This window comes from Pandoraea pnomenusa, assembly GCF_000767615.3.
Lineage (GTDB): Bacteria > Pseudomonadota > Gammaproteobacteria > Burkholderiales > Burkholderiaceae > Pandoraea > Pandoraea pnomenusa.
The window spans coordinates 4,804,307-4,822,463 of the sequence record NZ_CP009553.3; the positions used below are offsets into that span (position 1 = coordinate 4,804,307).

Sequence of the window (18,157 nt, forward strand, 5' to 3'; positions counted from 1 at the left end):
CCTGCAGGAGGTCCCCCGAATGAGCGACGACACGTATTTGCACCTCGCCGGCATCCACAAACGTTTCGAGCACACGGTGGTGCTGCACGACATCCACCTCAGCGTGCGGCGTGGCGAAATGTTGTGTTTCCTCGGCCCGTCGGGCTGCGGCAAGACAACGCTGCTGCGCATCATCGCGGGCCTGGAGGCCCAGACGCAGGGAACGCTGTCGCAAAACGGCCGCGACATCTCGACGCTGCCGCCGATGCAGCGCGATTACGGCATCGTCTTCCAGTCGTACGCGCTGTTTCCCAACCTGAGCGTCGCGCAGAACGTGGCTTACGGGCTTACGAACCGGCGCGTCGCGCGCGCCGAGCGTGACGCCCGCGTGGCCGAGCTGCTAGCGATGGTCGGCCTGCCGGACGCGGGCGACAAGTTCCCCGGCCAGCTCTCCGGCGGCCAGCAGCAACGCATCGCCATTGCGCGGGCACTCGCCACGTCGCCCGGCCTGTTACTGCTCGACGAACCGCTCTCCGCGCTCGACGCGCGGGTGCGCGTGCGTCTGCGCGGCGAGATCCGCGCGTTGCAGCAACGGCTCGGCATCACCACGATTCTCGTGACCCACGACCAGGAAGAAGCCTTGTCGATGGCCGACCGCATCGTGGTCATGAACCAAGGCGTGATCGAGCAGGTGGGCACCCCCGGCGAGATCTACCAGCACCCGGCCACGCCGTTCGTGGCCGACTTCGTCGGCAAGACCAATATCCTGCCGGCCCGGCTCGGCGATGCGGGGCGCGTGCACGTCGGGCAGTACGAACTCACCTGCGGCACGCTCAACGGCTGCCGCAGCGGCGAGGACATTCGCGTGTTCTTCCGACCGGAGGATGTCCGCGTGCGCGATCTCGACGGCCTTGACGACGGCGCCAACGTCTTCGACGGCGCAGTCGAGAAGATCGAGTTTCTCGGCGCCTTCTCGCGCGTGACGCTGCGCATGCACGCGTGCGAGCACCCGCTCTACGCCGACCTCTCGCCTGCCGACATGCAGGCCCTGCAACCGGCCACGGGAGGCGCGCTGCGCTTTGCCGTGCCGAGCGCCGCCGTGCGCGTCTTCCGCCAGGGGTGAAGCCACGATGAGCTCCGTACCTTCCACATTGCGCAGCGCACCGTCGGCGCACCCGGCCGACGACCGCCCCGGTCGCCTGGATCACCACCCGACGGCTAGCGCACGATCGGTGCGGCTAGCGTCGCACTGGACCGATCGCCTGGCCCACGCGCTGTTGCTCGTCGCGGCGGCCGCGGGCGTGCTGTTCCTGCTCGCGCCGATGGCGGCGATTCTCGTCAAGAGCGTGCAGGACAACGACGGGCATTTCGTCGGACTGCGGCACTTCCGGGAATACTTCCATTCCCCCGCCCTGCTCGGCTCGATCTGGAACAGCGTGTGGGTTTCCCTGGTGACGACGTGCATCACCGTGCCGCTCGCATTTCTCTTCGCGTACGCGCTCACGCGCAGTTGCATTCGCGGCAAGTCGCTGTTGCGCAACATCGCCCTGATCCCGATTCTCGGCCCGACGCTGCTGCCCGCGATCTCGTTCATCTTCTGGTTCGGCAACCAGGGGGTGCTGCGGCCGTTCATGGGCGCCGTGGACATCTACGGTCCGCTGGGCATCGTGATGTCGCTCGTGAACGCCACCTTTCCACATGCGCTCATGATCCTGATCACGGCGCTGTCGCTCACCGACGCGCGTCTGTACGAAGCGGCCGACGCGCTCGGCACGCCAATGGTACGGCGCTTTCTCACGATCACGCTGCCAGGTGCGAAGTATGGCGTGATCAGCGCGGCGATGATCGTCTTCACTTATGCAATTTCCGACTTCGGCATTCCCAAGGTCATCGGCGGGGACTTCAACGTGCTCGCCACGGACATCTACAAGCTCGTGATCGGCCAGCAGGATTTCTCGAAGGGCGCGGTGGTGGGCCTGGTGCTGCTCGTGCCGGTCGGCATCACGTACCTCGTCGACTCGGTGGTGCAACGCAAGCAGCAGGCACTGCTCTCGGCGCGGGCCGTGCCTTACACGCCCAAGCCGTCGCGCCGCTTCGATGCGCTCATGGCCGTGCTGTGCTGGTCGATGGCGGCGATCATGCTCGCGATTCTGGGCATGGCGGTGTACGCGTCGTTCGTGAAGTTCTGGCCGTACAACTTCAGCCTGTCGCTCGGACATTACCGGTTCGGCCTGATCGAGAGCGGCGCGTTCGACGCCTACATGAACAGCGTGCAGATGGCATTCTGGTGCGCGGTGTGGGGCACGGCGGCCATCTTCGTCATCGCCTACCTGCTCGAGAAGACGCGCGGCATGCCATGGGTGCGCGGCCTGATCCGCATGATGGCCGTATTGCCGATGGGCGTGCCCGGCCTCGTGCTCGGCCTGGGCTACATCTTCTTCTTCGTTCCGGCATCCAATCCGTTGCATGGCCTTTACGGCACGCTGGCCATCCTGGTGATCGTCAACGTGGTGCACTACTACTCGTCGAGCCATCTCACCGCCGTGACCGCCCTCAAGCAGATCGATCCCGAATTCGAATACGTGTCGGCGTCACTCAAGGTGCCGTTCTACCGGACGTTCTGGCGCGTGTCCGCCCCCATTTGCCTGCCGTCCATCATCGACATCAGCCGGTATCTCTTCGTCAACGCGATGACGACGGTGTCCGCCGTGGTGTTCCTTTACTCCGCCGACACGTCGCTCGCCTCGGTGGCCATCGTGAACATGGACGAGACCGGCTCGATCGGCCCGGCCGCCGCCATGGCCACGCTCGTCGTGCTCACGTCCATGCTGGCCTGCCTGCTCTATCACGGCGTGCAGATCGTGGTGGAGCGCTACACGCAGGCGTGGCGGCGGCCGTCGGGCATGGTCGGCAAAGGTCATTGAGGTTCGCCGCAAACACGAGGTTTCACGTATCGGGACCCGGCACTGTGTCCGCGGCTTCCGGGTCCGTCGCAGCACCGCATGTCGACGACGCTGTTACTTCTCTCGCTTGTTTTCCCGCTTGATAGGAGGCGGTCATGATTCTCGGTCAGGAACCGATTCTGCTCACCCCCGGCCCGCTCACCACGTCGCCGGCCACCCGACAGGCCATGCTGCGCGACTGGGGTTCGTGGGACGCCCAGTTCAACCGCATCACGGCGTCGCTGTGCCGCGACCTCGTGGATGTCGTGCACGGTGGCGACGACTATGTCTGCGTGCCGCTGCAAGGCTCCGGGACATTCTCCGTCGAGGCGGCCATCGGTACGCTCACGCCGCGCGGCGCGCGGATCCTCGTGCCGGACAATGGCGCGTACTGTCAGCGCATTCTCAAGATCTGCCGCTATCTGGGGCGCGACGCGATTGCCCTGCCCATTCCCGAGGACGCGGCGGCAAGCGCCGCCGCCATCGATGACGCGCTGACGCGCGATCCGTCGATCACGCACGTGGCCCAGGTGCACCTCGAAACCGGCGCGGGCGTGCTCAACCCGCTCGCCGATATCGCGCGCGTGTGCGAGAAGCACGGCAGGGGGCTCATCGTCGACGCCATGAGTTCGTTCGGCGCCGTGGAGATCGACGCTCGCTCGATGCCGTTCGACGCCCTCGTCGCGGCAAGCGGCAAATGCCTCGAAGGCGTGCCGGGCATGGGCTTCGTGATCGCGAAGCGCTCGGTGCTCGAAGCGAGCGCCGGCAACAGCCACTCGCTCGCGATGGATCTGCACGATCAGTACGTCTACATGCGGAAGACCACGCAGTGGCGCTTCACGCCGCCTACGCACGTGGTCGCCGCACTACGCGCCGCCGTCGATCAGTTCCTCGTTGAAGGCGGCCAGCCGGTGCGCGGCGAGCGCTATCGCAAGAACTGCCGAACGCTCGTCGAGGGCATGGCCACGCTGGGCTTTCGCCCTTTCCTCGCGCCCGAAGTGCAGGCACCGGTCATCGTCACGTTCCACGCGCCGGCCGACAGCAAGTACGACTTCAAGGCGTTCTACGCCGCGGTACGCGAACGCGGCTATATCCTGTATCCGGGCAAACTCACGCAGCTCGAAACATTCCGCGTCGGCTGTATCGGTGCCATCGACGAAAACGAGATGCGCAACGTCGTGACGGCGATCGCGCAATCGCTGGCATCGCTTGGGATCCGTCAGGTCGCACCGCTCACGCGCGCGGCGTGAGGCCGCGCCCCCCGGCTTCGTCCATCGACGCGGCCGGGGGCCTCCGGTAAGCTTGGGGATGTCGCGCGCGCGTGCGCGCCCTTTCCGAGGTGATCCGCATGCCATCGCCGAAAACCCCTGGCGCCAGCGGCCGCGCCAAACGTGCCGACATTCGCTTCAAGCGCGCGTACGACGCCCCCGGGCCCGACGACGGACAGCGCGTCCTGGCCGATCGTCTGTGGCCGCGCGGGCTTGCCAAGGCCAACGCGCAAATCGACTTCTGGGCCAAGGATGTCACGCCCTCCACGGAACTTCGCAAGTGGTTCCACGAACACCCGGAACAGTTCGACGCGTTCCGCGAACGTTATCTGCACGAACTCGCCGCTCTCGATGCCGAACGCAACGACACGTTGGCCGAACTGCGCACGCGCGTGAAAGCGGGGCCGGTGACGCTGCTGACGGCGGCCCACCGGCTCGTCGAGCACGACACCCATACGCACACGCACCTCGACGTCCTGCGCGACTTCCTCGAGGCCAGGTGACCGACCGCGTCTCGCCTCACGAAACGCCGTATCGGGCCGCGACACGGTATTCCGCCGACTGAAACGCGGCGGCGTCGCGCGACGTCGTTGCAACCCCGCGTGGCACCTGGATCGACGGACAAGCCCGGCGGGCGGTGGGGAAGTTTGCTATAAGGCTCTGTGCGCCGTCGGCGCCTCATGCCCCTGTCCATGCGTTTTTTCGCGCTGTCGCGATGGCCGCGCCGTGTCTCATGCTCGTTCCACTTATCGTTGCCTGCGCGCTCTTCATGGAGAACATGGATTCCACCGTGTTGTCCACCTCGTTGCCGTTGATCGCGAGGGATTTCGGCGAGAGCCCGATCACGCTCAAGCTCGCGCTCACGACGTACCTCATCAGCCTGGCCGTCTTCATTCCGGTGAGCGGCTGGATCGCCGATCGCTTCGGCACGCGCAACGTCTTTCGCACCGCCATCGGCGTGTTCGTTCTCAGCTCGATCTGCTGCGGCATTTCCACGAACTTGCCGGAGCTCGTGATCGCGCGCTTCATGCAAGGCATGGGCGGCGCCATGATGGTGCCGGTAGGACGCCTCGCCCTGCTCAAGTCCGTGGAAAAGCGCGACATGGTGCGCGCGCTCAATTACCTCACGATCCCCGCGCTGGTCGGCCCCGTGCTCGGGCCACCGCTGGGCGGCTTCATCACCACGTTCTGGCACTGGCGCTGGATTTTCTTCATCAATATCCCCATCGGCGTACTCGGCTTCGTTCTCGCCACCAAGTACATTCCCGATCTCTACGAGGAAGACCTGCCGCCGCTGGACGTCAAGGGTTTCGTGCTATCGGGTCTCGGCCTGTCCATCCTGATGCTCGGCCTCTCCACCATCGGTCGGCACCTGATTCCCACACCGCTTGCGCTGGGCCTCGTCGCGCTGGGCGCCGGTCTGATCCTGGGGTATCTGCGTCATGCAAGAGGCCTGGCGCACCCGCTGCTGCGGCTCGACCTGTTCCGCATTCCCACCTTCCGCGCGGGCGTGGCCGGCGGCACGTTGTTCCGCATCGGGGTGGGCGCCACCCCGTTCCTGCTGCCGCTGATGCTGCAACTGGGTTTCGGCATGACGCCCATGGAGTCCGGCGCGCTAACGTTCATCTCGGCCGCGGGCGCCATGTTCATGAAGACGCTCTCGCTGCGAATCCTTCGACGCTGGGGCTTCCGGCGCGTGCTCATGATCAATGCGCTGATCGCATCGGCCACCATCAGCGCCTACGGCCTGTTCACCGCGCAGACGTCGCACCTGGTGATTCTCGGCACGCTGCTGTTCGGCGGCTGCTTCCGTTCGTTGCAGTTCACCAGCCTGAACGCCATCTCCTACGCCGACGTTCCGGCGAACCGGATGAGTCAGGCGACAAGTCTGGCCAGCGTCGCCCAGCAGGTCTCGCTGACCCTCGGCATCACCATCGGCGCGGCCGTACTGCAAACGTCGTCCTGGCTGCACGGGCGCGATCACGTGACGAACGTCGACTTCCCCTGGGCATTCCTCGTCGTGGGGCTCGTCGCGATCAGCTCGACGGTGTCGATCGCCCGGCTCGAACGCGACGCCGGCAACGAACTCGCGCAACGCAACGCCCGCTGAACGCGCACGGCCCAAAACCAGAACGCCCGGGACATGACGTCCCGGGCGTTTCGTTTTCGTGGCTCGTGCGCGCGCTTCGCGAGGCTCAGCGGAAGATCACCGTCTTGTGCCCGTTGAGCAGAATGCGGTGCTCGGCGTGATACCGGACCGCGCGCGCCAGCGCCACGCATTCCACGTCGCGGCCGATGGCGGTCAGTTGCTCGGGGTCCATGGTGTGGTCCACACGCTCCACTTCCTGCTCGATGATCGGACCTTCGTCGAGGTCGGACGTGACGTAATGCGCCGTGGCCCCGATCAGCTTCACGCCGCGATCGAAGGCCTGGTAATAGGGCTTCGCGCCCTTGAAGCTCGGCAGGAACGAGTGATGGATGTTGATCGCGCGGCCGGCGAGCTTCTTGCACAGATCGCTCGAGAGCACCTGCATGTACCGGGCGAGCACCACGAGGTCCACGTTGTTCTCCTCCACGAGCTCGAACACCTTCGCCTCCTGCGCCGCCTTCGATTCCGGGGTGGCGTTCATCAGCGGCAGATGGTGGAACGGAATGTTGTAGCTCGCGGCGAGTTGGTAGAAATCCTTGTGATTCGAGACGATCGCCGGGATTTCGATGTTGAGCTGACCGGTCTTGTAACGGAACAGCAGATCGTTCAGGCAGTGGCCGATCTTCGAGACCATGAGCAGCACGCGCGGCTTGATGGCGGCATCGACCAGCTCCCATTGCATTTCGAACTGCTCGGCGAGCGGCGCGAAGTCGCGTTGCAGCGAGGCGAGATCGGTCTGGCCCGGGAGCTGCTGGAAATGCACGCGCATGAAGAAGCCGCCGGTGAAGCGATCGTTGAACTGGGCCGAGTCGAGGATGTTGCCGCCGCGCTCGACCAGGAAACCGGCCACCGTGTGGACGATGCCGGGACGGTCCGGACAGGACAACTTCAGAATGTAGCTATTTTCGATCGGTGCCATGATTGCTCCTGGGCAAAGGCTTGCAATGTCGTTGCAGTGTTGAAATTCTGTAGGTTCGGCGGCCTGTGGACCGCCCTCGTGGCGTGCGCCGCGCCAATGCGCGAAGCCGGAGTCGCGCGATCGCGCGCTATTCTTCCGCCGGCTTGAACAACGCCTCGATCCCGGGGCAGTCCTTTACGCGAATGGCGCCCTCGCGAAGCAGGAAGTCCAGGCTCGCGAGGCTCGCATCGACGGTCATCTTGCCCCGCGCGATCACGTCGCGCACGTCGCCGGCCGAACACAGCCAATGCGCGCTCGCCTCGCCGTCCTGATTCACGGGCACGAAGCCGCGCGGCAGCGCGAGATCGTAGACGAAGATCTGCTCGGACTGCACGCCCTCGGGGATTTCCGCGAGGATGTGCAGCGTGCGGCCCGGCCGCGCCTCGTTGGCGAGATGCGCCGGAATGCCCGCTTCTTCCCAGCACTCCTTCACGAGCGTGTCGCCCACGCCGATGCCGTTGCCGATACCGCCCGCCGCCGCATTGTCGAGACAACCGGGGTCGGTCGCCTTGAGGACGCTGCGCCGTGCAATCCACATCTTCGGCGCTTCGCCGACGAAGCGCGCCGGCACGAAGCCGTTCACGTGCACGGCGAACGTGCGCGTGCCGAAAAAGCGCGATGCCGCCCGCTCGATCCACGCCAGCGGGGCGTCGTACAGCCGCTGGCGAATCGCGTAGCGCTCATTGCGCCAGCCGGTAATGCGCCCCTCGGCAGCCAGCGTCTCGACCACCGGAGCGAGGGCCGCCGTGCGGGCTTCGCAGGTGTCGTGGCGCGGATGGATACGCACCGCGAGCGAACTGATCTCAAAGACGTCGGGCCAGCGGCACAACGACTCGACATCGCTACGGCGTACCCAGCCATAACGCTGCGAACCGATCACGAGCGGCAAATGTGCCCTGTCGTCGAAGCGGCGCGCCGCCGCAATACAAGCAAAAGACATACGTCAGAGACCGGACGCGGCCCCCATCCGAGGCACGCGAAATCGAGGCAAAAGCGGCATTTTACAGAAGCGGCGGCGAGTACGCCCGTGGCAGCGATTTCCCGGGACGCGAAGGCGGCGCCATGGTCCCGATGCCGGACGTGCGGGACGATCCTGCCACGGCCGCCATCGTCGCTACCGCCAGGCCCGCCCCGGGGCCACTGCGCGGCGAACGCAAGGGCTCAGGCCTTGACGCGCTCGCCCGCGGGATCGTACAGCGGGCGCAGTTGCACCCTTGCGTCGATCAGTTCGCCGGCCAGATCGACCTGATAGCGGCCCGTCCCGACATACGCCGCGCTTACCGCCTCGTCGGAATTCGTCACGAATGCCAGCCCCACGGGCGCGTCCACGGTGTGACCGTAGGCTGCCGAACTGATCGAGCCGACTGGCCGGCCGTCGCGCAACACGGCTTCACCGCCCCACAGCATCTTGTCTTGAGCGCCGTCGAGCACCACGCTCACGAGTCGACGGTGCACGCCGTTCGCGCGGGCCTGTTCGACGGCGGTACGTCCGATGAACGGGTGCCCGCTCGCCAGCTTGCACGCGAACGTCAGCCCGGCCTCGACGGGATTGGTGTCCGGCGTGAGCTCGCGGCCCCACGCGCGATATCCCTTCTCGATACGCAGCGATTCGATCGCGAAGTAGCCCGCGTCCTTGAGCCCCAGCGCCCCGCCTGCCGCGTGCAGCGTCTCATACACCCCCACGGCGAACTCGACCGGCACATACAGCTCCCATCCCAGTTCACCGACGTAGGTCAGGCGCGTCGCACGCACGGTTGCATAGCCAAGGTCGATCTCGCGGCTCGTGCCGAACGGAAATGCCTCATTGGAAAAATCGGCCCTGGAGACTTGCTGCAACAGCGCGCGCGAGTTCGGCCCCATCAACGCCAGGACCGCATACTGTCCCGTGACGTCGACCACGGTGCAGCGCGCGTCGCCCGGCAGGCTCGCGATGCGTCGCTCGAGATAATCCATGTCGCGCGTGGTCTGCGCCGAACCGGTCACCATCAGGTACTGGTCCTGCGCGAGGCGCGTGAGGGTGAAGTCCGATTCGTAGCCGCCGCGCTCGTTGAGCATGGCGGTATAGACGGTGCGGCCTGGCGGCACGGCGACATCGTTGGCGCACAAGGCTTGCAGTACGGCCTCCGCGTCGCGCCCCTTGATGAGCAGCTTCGAGAACGAACTCATGTCGAACAGCGCCACGGCTTCGCGGCACGCACGATGTTCGGCGCCGCTCCAGGCATGCCAGTTCTGCTGGCCGAAGCTGTAGTCGATGCGTGCCTGCGCGGGCGTCGGCGCGAAGAAGTTGGGCCGTTCCCAGCCCATCTTGCTGCCGAAGCACGCGCCCTTGGCCAGCAGCGTGGCGTAGAGCGCGGAACGCCGGAACGGCCGTGCGGTATCGAGTTCACGGTTCGGCCACGGCATGGCGTAGTGCAGCCCGAGCGTCTCCTTCACGCGATCGTGGAGCCAGGTGTCGTTGCCGTTGAAGCGCGCAAAGCGGCGAATGTCCACGGGCCAGAGATCCATCGTCGGCTCCCCGGCCACGATCCACTCGGCGAGCGCCATGCCGGCGCCGCCCGCCGACGCGATACCCATTGAGTTGAAGCCCGCGCCTACGTAGAAATTGCGCAGCTCCGGCGCTTCGCCGAGGATGAAGTTGTTGTCCGGCGTGAACGATTCCGGCCCGTTGTAGAACTGGCGTATCTGTGCGGTCTCGAGCGCCGGCACCCGCATCAGCGCGTTCTCCATCAGGATCTCGAACTGGTCCCAGTCGTCGGGCAGCAACTGGAACTCGAAATTCTCCGGAATGCCGTTCATGCCCCACGGCTTGGCGTTCGGCTCGAAGCCGCCCATCACCAGCCCGCCGACCTCTTCCTTGAAATAGATGTAGCCGTCGGGATCGCGCATGACCGGCAGATCGGTATGCACGCCCGGGATGGGGTCCGTGACAATGTAATAGTGCTCGGCCGAATGCAGCGGCACGGTCACGCCGCACATGCGGCCGACCGCCTTCGCCCATTGCCCCGCGCAGTTCACGACAATGTCCGCGTCGATGCGGCCGGTCTCGCCCGCCTTGTTGCGCCACGACACGCCCGTCGCCGTGCGCACGCCGTTGGGCGATGCCGTGTGGATGTCGGTGATTCGCGTGTTCTCCGCAATGCGCACGCCTCGTTGGCGTGCTCCGCGCGCGAGCGCCTGCGTGAGATCGGTCGGATTCGCCTTGCCGTCGCCCGGCAACCAGACCGCCCCGATCAGGTCGTCGGTGCGCATCACCGGCCAGAGTTCGCCCGCCTCGCGCGCGGAGATCACATCGCATTGCACGCCATAGGCGCGCGCCACGGCCGCCGTTCGCTTGAGCTGCGTCATGCGCTCCCGCGTGCGCGCCACCGACAGCGAGCCGCACGCCTTCCAGCCGGTGCCCAACCCCGTCTGCGCTTCGAGCTCGCTGTAGAGCTTCGTGGAGTAGCGAATGAGCTTCGTCATGCTCTCCTGCGAACGCAGCTGGCCGACCAGCCCCGCCGCATGCCACGTCGTGCCGCAGGACAACTGCCCCTGCTCGAGCAGGACGACGTCCGCCCAGCCAAGTTTTGCCAGGTGATAGGCGACGGAACAGCCGACGATGCCGCCGCCGACGATGACGACGCGCGCGTGCGTGGGCAATGCTGAGGTCATGGGGAGGCTCCCGGGTTGGCCCGCGTCGATCCGGCGATCGCGTCACGGGCGATGTCGTGTGCGATGACGCGAGATTACGCAAAGTGAGCGCCATTTGCAATAATTTGCAAAATAACGACAAGCAATGCAACATCGCATGCATCGACATTGCCGTGACATCAACACCGGAATCGGCCTGTGGCCAGGCGCCCCGGACCTGCCCGCCCGGACTACCTCGTGCTCAGGCGTCGTCCGAACGTCGCAATACGGCCAACAAGCGCTCGCCGGCCTGTGCGAGCGTGCCGTCGTTGGCGACGACCGAAAGCGGCACGCCGTCGGGCGGTGACCACTCGACACGATGCGCCACGCGCTTGTGCAGGGCATCGCCGGTTTCGCGTCCGCGGTTCGCGAGCCGCTGTGCGCGCACCTTGGGATCGACGCGTATCTCGACCAGGTGCAGGCGCTCGCCATAGCGACGCACGACCTGCGGGAGAAACGCGCGCGAACCGTTCACGACCACGCTTGCCCCCGCCGCCATCCACGCGTCGATTTCGATGCCGATGCCATACCGGCAATCGTGGCTCTCCCAGTCGAGCGCAAAGCATCCGAGCGAGCGCCGCTGCGCAAATTCCTCGCCGGAAAGTGCGATGTGGTTCTCGCCGTCGGTCGGTGCGCGCGTGATGTAGCGGTGCGCGAAAAGTATCGGTGCGTTGCCAAGCCGCTCGCGCGCGTAGCGCAGCAACGAGTCCTTGCCCGCACCCGACGGCCCCATGACGTAGAACAGGCGTGCGCGATTCATGCCCGGCCCCCCAGCGCGAAACGTTCATGCAGCACAAACGGCGCGCCCGGCGCGGGCTCGACGAAGATCGCCAGACTGTCGACGCACATCGGCCCGAGGGTCTGCACGCGCGGCTGCCACCAATCGACGATCGCCGCGGCGTCTGACGTGCCCACGCGGTCGGACAACGTCATGTGGAAACGAAATTCGTCGAACACGAACGGATAGCCCCATGCGGCGAGATATTCCCCTTGCCGCGAAGACAACGACTGCGCCCGGCGCTTCGCCGTTTCGGCGTCGGTCAGCGGCGCGCGCAATGTTTCGAATGCGCGCACGCAGTCTTCGGCGAGCACGTTGACCGGCGTCGCGCCAGCGCCCGGGCATAACGCAACGAATCCCGCGAAATCGGATCGCTGACCGCTCCCGGCAGGCAGCACCCCGGGGCGCATGGCGAGCGTGAATGGCCCATGGCGTGCCGCCACCGCGAGCGCGACTTCGCGCAGATCGCCGAGTCGGGCGCCGGGCGCCAACCTCATCGGCGCCTTGAGCGTGCCGTGCCATCCGTAGCGACGCGCATCGACAGTCGCATCGTGCACCGTGCACGAGAGGCCCGGCACCTTCGGCGCATCGAGAAAACGCCCGGTGATCGCATCGCGACCGAGCCAGCGGCTGCCTTCTTCCCACCAGCGCCCCGCTTCAGGCGGTGCGTAGTAGATGGCGAAGCGTGCAGTCGACAGGTCCCACGTCGTTCGCCCGCTCATTGCGCGTCTCCCTGCACGACGAGCTGCATGCGGTCGGCCGGGAAATAGGCGATACCGTACTTGATCGGCTTGCCGGCTTCGTCCACATCGGTACTCTCCACGCTCAACACCGGCTGCTGACGATTGATGCCGAGGTGACGTGCCATGTCGGCGTCGGGCAGACGCGCGCCGATGCGGCTCTCGCGACGCGTGTAGTCGGTCACGCCGAAGCCGGCGAGCGCGGCGCTGATCGACGTTTGCTGCGCCAGAACCTCGGGAAAGTCGGGAAAGCGCGACGCCGGGAACCAGTTCTCGCTGTAGGCAAGCGGCAGCTCGATGCCCTGCGCGTCGAGGCTGCGGCGCGTGAGTTCCACGCGATAGACGGGCGCGCCGACGGGCAAATCGAGCGCCTGCGCCACGCTGCCGTCGGCCGCCATCTTCTGCGCCGACAGCATCTGCTGCGCCGTCTTGAGATGGTTCTGGGAAAGATTCTCGGTAAAGCGCGTGCGACGGCCGATCACGTAACCGATCGCCCCCGCCTGCACGAAGGTGCCACGCCCGTGCTCGACACTCACGAGCCCCTGTTCCGCGAGCCCGAGGATCGCGCGCCGCACGGTGTGCCGATTCACGCCGAAGCGCTGCGCGAGGTCAGTCTCGCTGGGCAGACGGTCGTCAGGCGAGCCCTCGCCGTATCGGCGCTGGCCGATTTCCGTGGCAAGGATCTGCGCAATCTGGCGCCAGACGGCGACCCCGCCGCCCCGTTCGAGTTGTGCTGTCATCAAGTTGACACCCGGCAAAGTTGTAATGAGTTCGCGTGCATTACCCCATTCGATGTCATCGCGATCATACACACGTCTATACGACTAGACAATCATGCCAAGCACCGCATCCGACCCCATGCCTGACGCAGGGCATCCTGCCGCGCCGGACCGCGCGGAATGGCTCGCACTCCTCGCCCGCGCCACGCGCAACGAGCTCGACGACGCCATCGCCAGTTGTCCCGACGTCCCCGACTTCGTCTGGTTGCGCGCACCGCAGACCGGACTTGTGATGGTCCAGGGCCGCGTCGGCGGCAACGGCGAGCGCTTCAACCTGGGCGAGACGACCGTCACGCGCTGCACCCTGCGCCAGCACGACGGCATCGTCGGCACCGGCTACGTGCTCGGCCGCGACGCCGGGCGCGCCGCGCGCGTGGCGCGTGTCGACGCGCTCATGCAGATGCCGCGGCATCGTCACACGATCACCGCCGGTGCGCTGGCGGTCATCTCGCGGCGACTCGCCGCGACAGCCGCGCAGCTCGACGCCGATACGGCCGGGAGCCGCGTCGAATTTTTCACCATGGTCCGGGAGGCCTGAATGTCGATGACATCGATGCCCGACTGGTCGCAACTGCAACCCGGATTCGTCGATCCCGTGCATGACGCGCAAGGCGTATTCCGTGCCGTGCTCGACGCACTGGCCCGGCCGGGCCGGTTATGCAGCGTGGGCAGCCGGCTCGCGCCCAGCGAGCAAGCCAGCGTCGCCGCGCGCGCCGTGCTGCTCGCGCTGGCCGACGCAACCACGCCGGTCTGGTTGCAATCGCCGCTGCCCGAAGTCGCGAGCGCTTTGCGCTTTCATACGGGGGCGACACTGCTGAGCAGCGAGTCCGAACTGGCCGGCGCGCAGTTCGCGCTGCTCACCGATCCCGCGCACTGCCCGCCGCTCGAGCGATTCGCCTTCGGCACGGCGGAGTCGCCGGAGCACAGCGCCACGCTGATCGTCGACGTGCCGACGCTCGCGGCCGGGCACACCGCCCGTCGCGACCGACATTCCAACAGCGCACTGGCACTGCGGTTGCGCGGGCCGGGCATTGCCTCGCACGCCGACGTGAGCGTGGGCGGGCTCGACGCGGCCTTCTGGCAGTCGCGCGCCGCACTTGCGCCGCGCTTTCCCGCCGGACTCGATCTGCTGATCGCCGCCGGCGACCGCCTGCTCGGTTTGCCGCGCACCACCCACGTGGAGGTTTGCTGATGTATGTGGCCGTCAAAGGTGGCGAACGCGCCATCGAAAGCTCCTGGGACCTGCTCGCTCGGGCGCGACGCGGCAACCCCAACGTTCCCGCGCTCACCGTCACGCAGATCCGCGAGCAGATGCGTCTGGCCGTCGCGCGCGTGATGAGCGAAGGCGCGCTGTACGACGAGACGCTTGCCGCGCTGGCCATCAAGCAGGCGGCCGGCGATCTGGTCGAAGCGATCTTCCTGCTGCGTGCGTATCGCACGACCCTGCCCCGACTGGGCACCACGCGCCCCGTCGACACGGCCGCGATGCGCCTGTCGCGCCGCATCTCCGCCACGTTCAAGGACGTGCCCGGCGGCCAGACGCTCGGTGCCACATACGATTACACGCAGCGCCTGCTCGATTTCTCGCTGCTCGACGAAGACGAGGTGCACGACCTCGACGCACACGATACGCAGCGAACCAGCCCCGATGCCGCGGTGGGATGCCCGGCGGACGGCGTTGCGCACGGAGCAGGCCCCACCGTGCCTCCCCTCCTCCCCATTCCTCGCGTGACCGACATCCTGCAGCGCGACGGCCTGCTCGAGACATCCGCGCACGCCGATAACGACGACCCCGAGCCGCACGACCTGGTGCACTCACCGCTCTTCACGCCCGCGTCGCGCACGGCCCGCCTGCAAAACCTCGCACGCGGCGACGAAGGCTTCCTGCTTGCCCTCGGATATTCCACCCAGCGCGGCTACGGTAACGACCACCCGTTCGTGGGCGAGATCCGCATTGGCCATGTGGCCATCGAGATCGTGCCCGAAGAACTCGGCTTCGCCATCGACATCGGCGAAATCGCCGTGACGGAATGCCAGATGGTCACGCAATTCGGCGGCAATCGCGAAGTGCCACCACAGTTCACGCAAGGCTACGGCCTCGCCTTCGGCCACAACGAACGCAAGGCGCTGGCCATGTCGCTCGTCGACCGCGCCTTGCGCACGCAGGAGCTCGGCGATGAGGTCACCTCGCCCGCGCAGCAACAGGAATTCGTGCTTTACCACAGCGACAACGTCGAGGCCTCGGGCTTCGTGCAGCACCTGAAGCTGCCGCACTACGTCGACTTTCAGGCGGAGCTGGAACTGGTGCGACGGCTGCGCGCCGAGCACGCCAGGACGCATGGACCGTCGGGCCCCGGCGCTCCGACCACACAGGAGGCCGCATGACCCGCGACGCTGCATCCGGCACGACAGCACGCGCATCAGCCGGCCTGCCCACGGCCGATGGCTACAACTTCGCGTTCCTCGACGAACAGACCAAACGGGCGATCCGCCGCAGCCTGCTCAAGGCCGTGGCGATTCCCGGCTATCAGGTGCCGTTCGGCAGCCGCGAGATGCCGCTGCCGTATGGCTGGGGCACGGGCGGCATTCAGGTGAGCGCCGCCATCATCGGCGCCGGCGACACGCTCAAGGTGATCGACCAGGGTGCCGACGACACAACCAACGCGGTGAACATTCGCCGCTTCTTTGCGCGCACGGCCGGCGTGGCCACGACGACACGAACGTCCGAGGCCACGATCATCCAGACACGTCACCGCATTCCTGAAACCCCGCTACGCGAAGGCCAGATCATGGTCTATCAGGTGCCGATGCCCGAGCCGCTGTTCCGGCTGGAGCCGCGCATCGCGCAATCGCGCAAGCTGCACGCGCTTGGCGAATATGGCCTCATGCGCGTGCGCCTGTACGAAGACATCGTGCGCCACGGCGCGATTGCCACCACTTACGACTATCCGGTCATCGTGAACGGGCGCTATCTCACGTCGCCCTCGCCGATCCCGAAGTTCGACAACCCCAAGCTCCATATGAACCCGGCGCTGCAACTGTTCGGCGCGGGACGCGAGCGGCGCCTGTATGCCATCCCGCCCTACACCCCCGTCGAGAGCCTCGACTTCGACGATCGCCCGTTCGAGATCCAGAAGTGGAACGCGCACTGTGCGCTGTGCGGCGCCACCGACAGTTTCCTGGACGAAGTCATTACCGACGACGCGGGCACACGCATGCACGTCTGCTCCGACAGCGACTACTGCGGGCGCCGCACGAACGACAGGGAGGCCGCATGACGCCGTCGACGAATCCATTGCGGCAGGTCGAACGGCACGATGCGATGCCGACGCAGGCACCCCTGCTGCGCGTGGCGGGGCTCGGGAAACGGTACGGCGATCGCATCGGCTGCGCGGACGTGACATTCGACCTGTGGCCGGGTGAAGTGGTGTGCGTGGTGGGAGAATCGGGTTCGGGTAAGTCCACTCTCCTCAATGCGCTGGCGCTGCGCCATGCGATCGATACCGGTTCGCTGCACTATCGCGACGCCGACGGTGCGCTGCACGACCTGGGAACGCTCGACGAGGCGCGCAAGCGCCATCTGCTGCGCACCGAGTGGGGCTTCGTGGAGCAGAACCCACGCGACGGGCTGCGCATGAATGTCTCCGCGGGCGGCAATATCGGCGACCGGCTGATGGCGGTGGGCGCACGCCACTTCGGCGACATCCGCGCCAAGGCCCGCCACTGGATGGCGCAGGTCGAGCTCGACCCGGCCCGCGTCGACGACATGCCCGGCGCGTTCTCCGGCGGCATGCAGCAACGTCTGCAAATCGCGCGCAATCTCGTGACCGAGCCACGCCTCGTGTTCATGGACGAGCCGACCGCCGGGCTCGACGTGTCGGTGCAGGCACGCCTGCTCGATCTGCTGCGCTCGCTCGTGGAGCGCCTTCATCTTGCCGCCATCATCGTGACGCACGATATCGGCGTTGCACGCCTCATCGCACACCGCCTGATGGTGATGCAGGCGGGCCGCGTGGTCGAGGCGGGCCTCACCGATCAGGTGCTCGACGACCCGCAACATCCCTACACGCAACTGCTGGTCTCCTCGGTACTTCCCGTATGACGCGCATGCTTTCCTCGAACGACACAACGACGCCCCAGGCATCCGTTGGGCTCGCCATGCACGAGCACGACGTGATGCTTCGTGCGAAGGGCCTGCGCAAGGCGTTCGTGCTGCACGCCCAGGGCGGCGCGACCATTCCGGCGCTCGACGGCGTGGACCTTGCCGTGAGGCGTGGCGAATGCGTCGCGCTCGTCGGCCCCTCGGGCGCGGGCAAGAGCACGCTGCTGCGCTGCCTCTATGGCAACTATCTCGTCGGCGAGGGCCGCATCGAGATTCGACATGACGACGGCAGTGCGCAGCGCTGGGTGGACCTGAGCACGGCGAACGCGCGCGAGGTGCTCTCGGTGCGCCGCACCACGCTCGGCTACGTCAGCCAGTTCCTGCGCGTGATTCCGCGCGTGAGCGCGCTCGACATCGTGGCCGAGCCGCTGCGCCGCCTCGGCTGCGACGACCGCGACGCCGCGCAGCGCGCATGTCATCTGCTCGATCGCCTGAACATTCCCGAGCGTCTCTGGTCGCTCGCTCCGGCCACGTTCTCCGGCGGCGAGCAGCAGCGCATCAACATCGCGCGCGGTCTCATCGCCGCCCCCCCCGTGCTGCTACTCGACGAACCCACGGCATCGCTCGACGCGTCCAACCGCGCCGTGGTCGCGCAACTGATCGTCGAAGCGCGCGCGGCCGGCAGCGCGATCGTCGGCATTTTTCACGACGAGGCAACCCGCGACGAAGTGGCCACGCGCACGCTGGCCATGCGTCCCGTGCTGCGTCCCGCTCATTGATTTCCGGAGTTTGT

The 18,157-nt window shown here is 66.7% G+C and carries 17 protein-coding genes; 11 read left to right on the forward strand and 6 right to left on the reverse strand.

The genetic code is table 11. The features are described from left to right. Positions 1–19 precede the first annotated feature (19 nt). The 5 genes from LV28_RS45460 (at position 20) to LV28_RS45480 (ending at position 6,299) form a co-directional block, all read left to right on the forward strand. A complete protein-coding gene (locus tag LV28_RS45460) occupies positions 20–1,102 on the forward strand; it encodes a putative 2-aminoethylphosphonate ABC transporter ATP-binding protein (RefSeq protein WP_023597727.1) in 1,083 nt (360 codons plus the stop codon). A 7-nt stretch (positions 1,103–1,109) separates the two neighbouring features. Next, a complete protein-coding gene (locus tag LV28_RS45465; protein ID WP_080685120.1) occupies positions 1,110–2,903 on the forward strand; it encodes a putative 2-aminoethylphosphonate ABC transporter permease subunit in 1,794 nt (597 codons plus the stop codon). A 134-nt stretch (positions 2,904–3,037) separates the two neighbouring features. Next, the gene (locus LV28_RS45470) at positions 3,038–4,171 is read left to right on the forward strand and encodes a 2-aminoethylphosphonate--pyruvate transaminase (RefSeq protein ID WP_038619673.1); all 1,134 of its coding nucleotides are present in this window, start codon (positions 3,038–3,040) and stop codon (positions 4,169–4,171) included. A gap of 98 nt (positions 4,172–4,269) precedes the next feature. Next, entirely contained in the window at positions 4,270–4,692 is a 423-nt protein-coding gene (locus LV28_RS45475) for a DUF488 domain-containing protein (protein WP_023597730.1), read from the forward strand. 230 nt (positions 4,693–4,922) lie between these two features. Further along, the gene (locus LV28_RS45480; protein WP_081326961.1) at positions 4,923–6,299 is read left to right on the forward strand and encodes an MFS transporter; all 1,377 of its coding nucleotides are present in this window, start codon (positions 4,923–4,925) and stop codon (positions 6,297–6,299) included. A gap of 85 nt (positions 6,300–6,384) precedes the next feature. Here the strand turns inward: LV28_RS45480 and purU are convergent, their stop codons facing one another. From purU to phnF, 6 genes are all read right to left on the reverse strand, one after another. Then, positions 6,385–7,257 (reverse strand): formyltetrahydrofolate deformylase, encoded by an 873-nt coding sequence (gene purU / locus LV28_RS45485; RefSeq protein ID WP_023597732.1) that lies wholly within the window; start codon positions 7,255–7,257, stop codon positions 6,385–6,387. A 127-nt stretch (positions 7,258–7,384) separates the two neighbouring features. Beyond that, complete coding sequence (locus tag LV28_RS45490) at positions 7,385–8,236, reverse strand: NUDIX hydrolase (protein ID WP_023597733.1); 852 nt, start codon at positions 8,234–8,236, stop codon at positions 7,385–7,387. A 221-nt stretch (positions 8,237–8,457) separates the two neighbouring features. Beyond that, positions 8,458–10,947, reverse strand: a complete 2,490-nt coding sequence (locus LV28_RS45495; protein WP_038619666.1) for a GcvT family protein — start codon at positions 10,945–10,947, stop codon at positions 8,458–8,460. A gap of 220 nt (positions 10,948–11,167) precedes the next feature. Then, a complete protein-coding gene (phnN, locus tag LV28_RS45500; RefSeq protein WP_023873001.1) occupies positions 11,168–11,725 on the reverse strand; it encodes a phosphonate metabolism protein/1,5-bisphosphokinase (PRPP-forming) PhnN in 558 nt (185 codons plus the stop codon). After that, positions 11,722–12,465 carry a DUF1045 domain-containing protein gene (locus LV28_RS45505; RefSeq protein ID WP_038619663.1) on the reverse strand — a complete coding sequence of 248 codons (744 nt, stop codon included), beginning with the start codon at positions 12,463–12,465 and terminating at the stop codon, positions 11,722–11,724. Before LV28_RS45505 ends, phnN begins: the two co-directional genes overlap by 4 nt. Beyond that, complete coding sequence (phnF, locus tag LV28_RS45510; RefSeq protein ID WP_023597737.1) at positions 12,462–13,223, reverse strand: phosphonate metabolism transcriptional regulator PhnF; 762 nt, start codon at positions 13,221–13,223, stop codon at positions 12,462–12,464. Before phnF ends, LV28_RS45505 begins: the two co-directional genes overlap by 4 nt. Positions 13,224–13,317: 94 nt before the next feature. On the opposite strand from phnF, the gene phnG reads away from it, so the two are divergent. The 6 genes from phnG to phnL are packed head-to-tail and all read left to right on the forward strand — an operon-like array spanning position 13,318 to position 18,143. Then, a complete protein-coding gene (phnG, locus tag LV28_RS45515) occupies positions 13,318–13,800 on the forward strand; it encodes a phosphonate C-P lyase system protein PhnG (RefSeq protein WP_069106851.1) in 483 nt (160 codons plus the stop codon). Next, positions 13,801–14,454: a phosphonate C-P lyase system protein PhnH gene (gene phnH / locus LV28_RS45520; RefSeq protein WP_025249894.1), complete on the forward strand. Its 654-nt coding sequence runs from the start codon at positions 13,801–13,803 to the stop codon at positions 14,452–14,454. After that, positions 14,454–15,647: a carbon-phosphorus lyase complex subunit gene (locus LV28_RS45525; RefSeq protein WP_038619657.1), complete on the forward strand. Its 1,194-nt coding sequence runs from the start codon at positions 14,454–14,456 to the stop codon at positions 15,645–15,647. Before phnH ends, LV28_RS45525 begins: the two co-directional genes overlap by 1 nt. Next, complete coding sequence (locus LV28_RS45530; RefSeq protein ID WP_048806512.1) at positions 15,644–16,540, forward strand: alpha-D-ribose 1-methylphosphonate 5-phosphate C-P-lyase PhnJ; 897 nt, start codon at positions 15,644–15,646, stop codon at positions 16,538–16,540. The genes LV28_RS45525 and LV28_RS45530 overlap by 4 nt, the downstream gene beginning before the upstream one ends. Before the next feature lie 44 nt (positions 16,541–16,584). Then, positions 16,585–17,364 (forward strand): phosphonate C-P lyase system protein PhnK, encoded by a 780-nt coding sequence (phnK, locus tag LV28_RS45535; protein ID WP_029754391.1) that lies wholly within the window; start codon positions 16,585–16,587, stop codon positions 17,362–17,364. Positions 17,365–17,420: 56 nt separating this feature from the next. After that, entirely contained in the window at positions 17,421–18,143 is a 723-nt protein-coding gene (gene phnL / locus LV28_RS45540) for a phosphonate C-P lyase system protein PhnL (protein ID WP_038621994.1), read from the forward strand. Positions 18,144–18,157 lie beyond the last annotated feature (14 nt).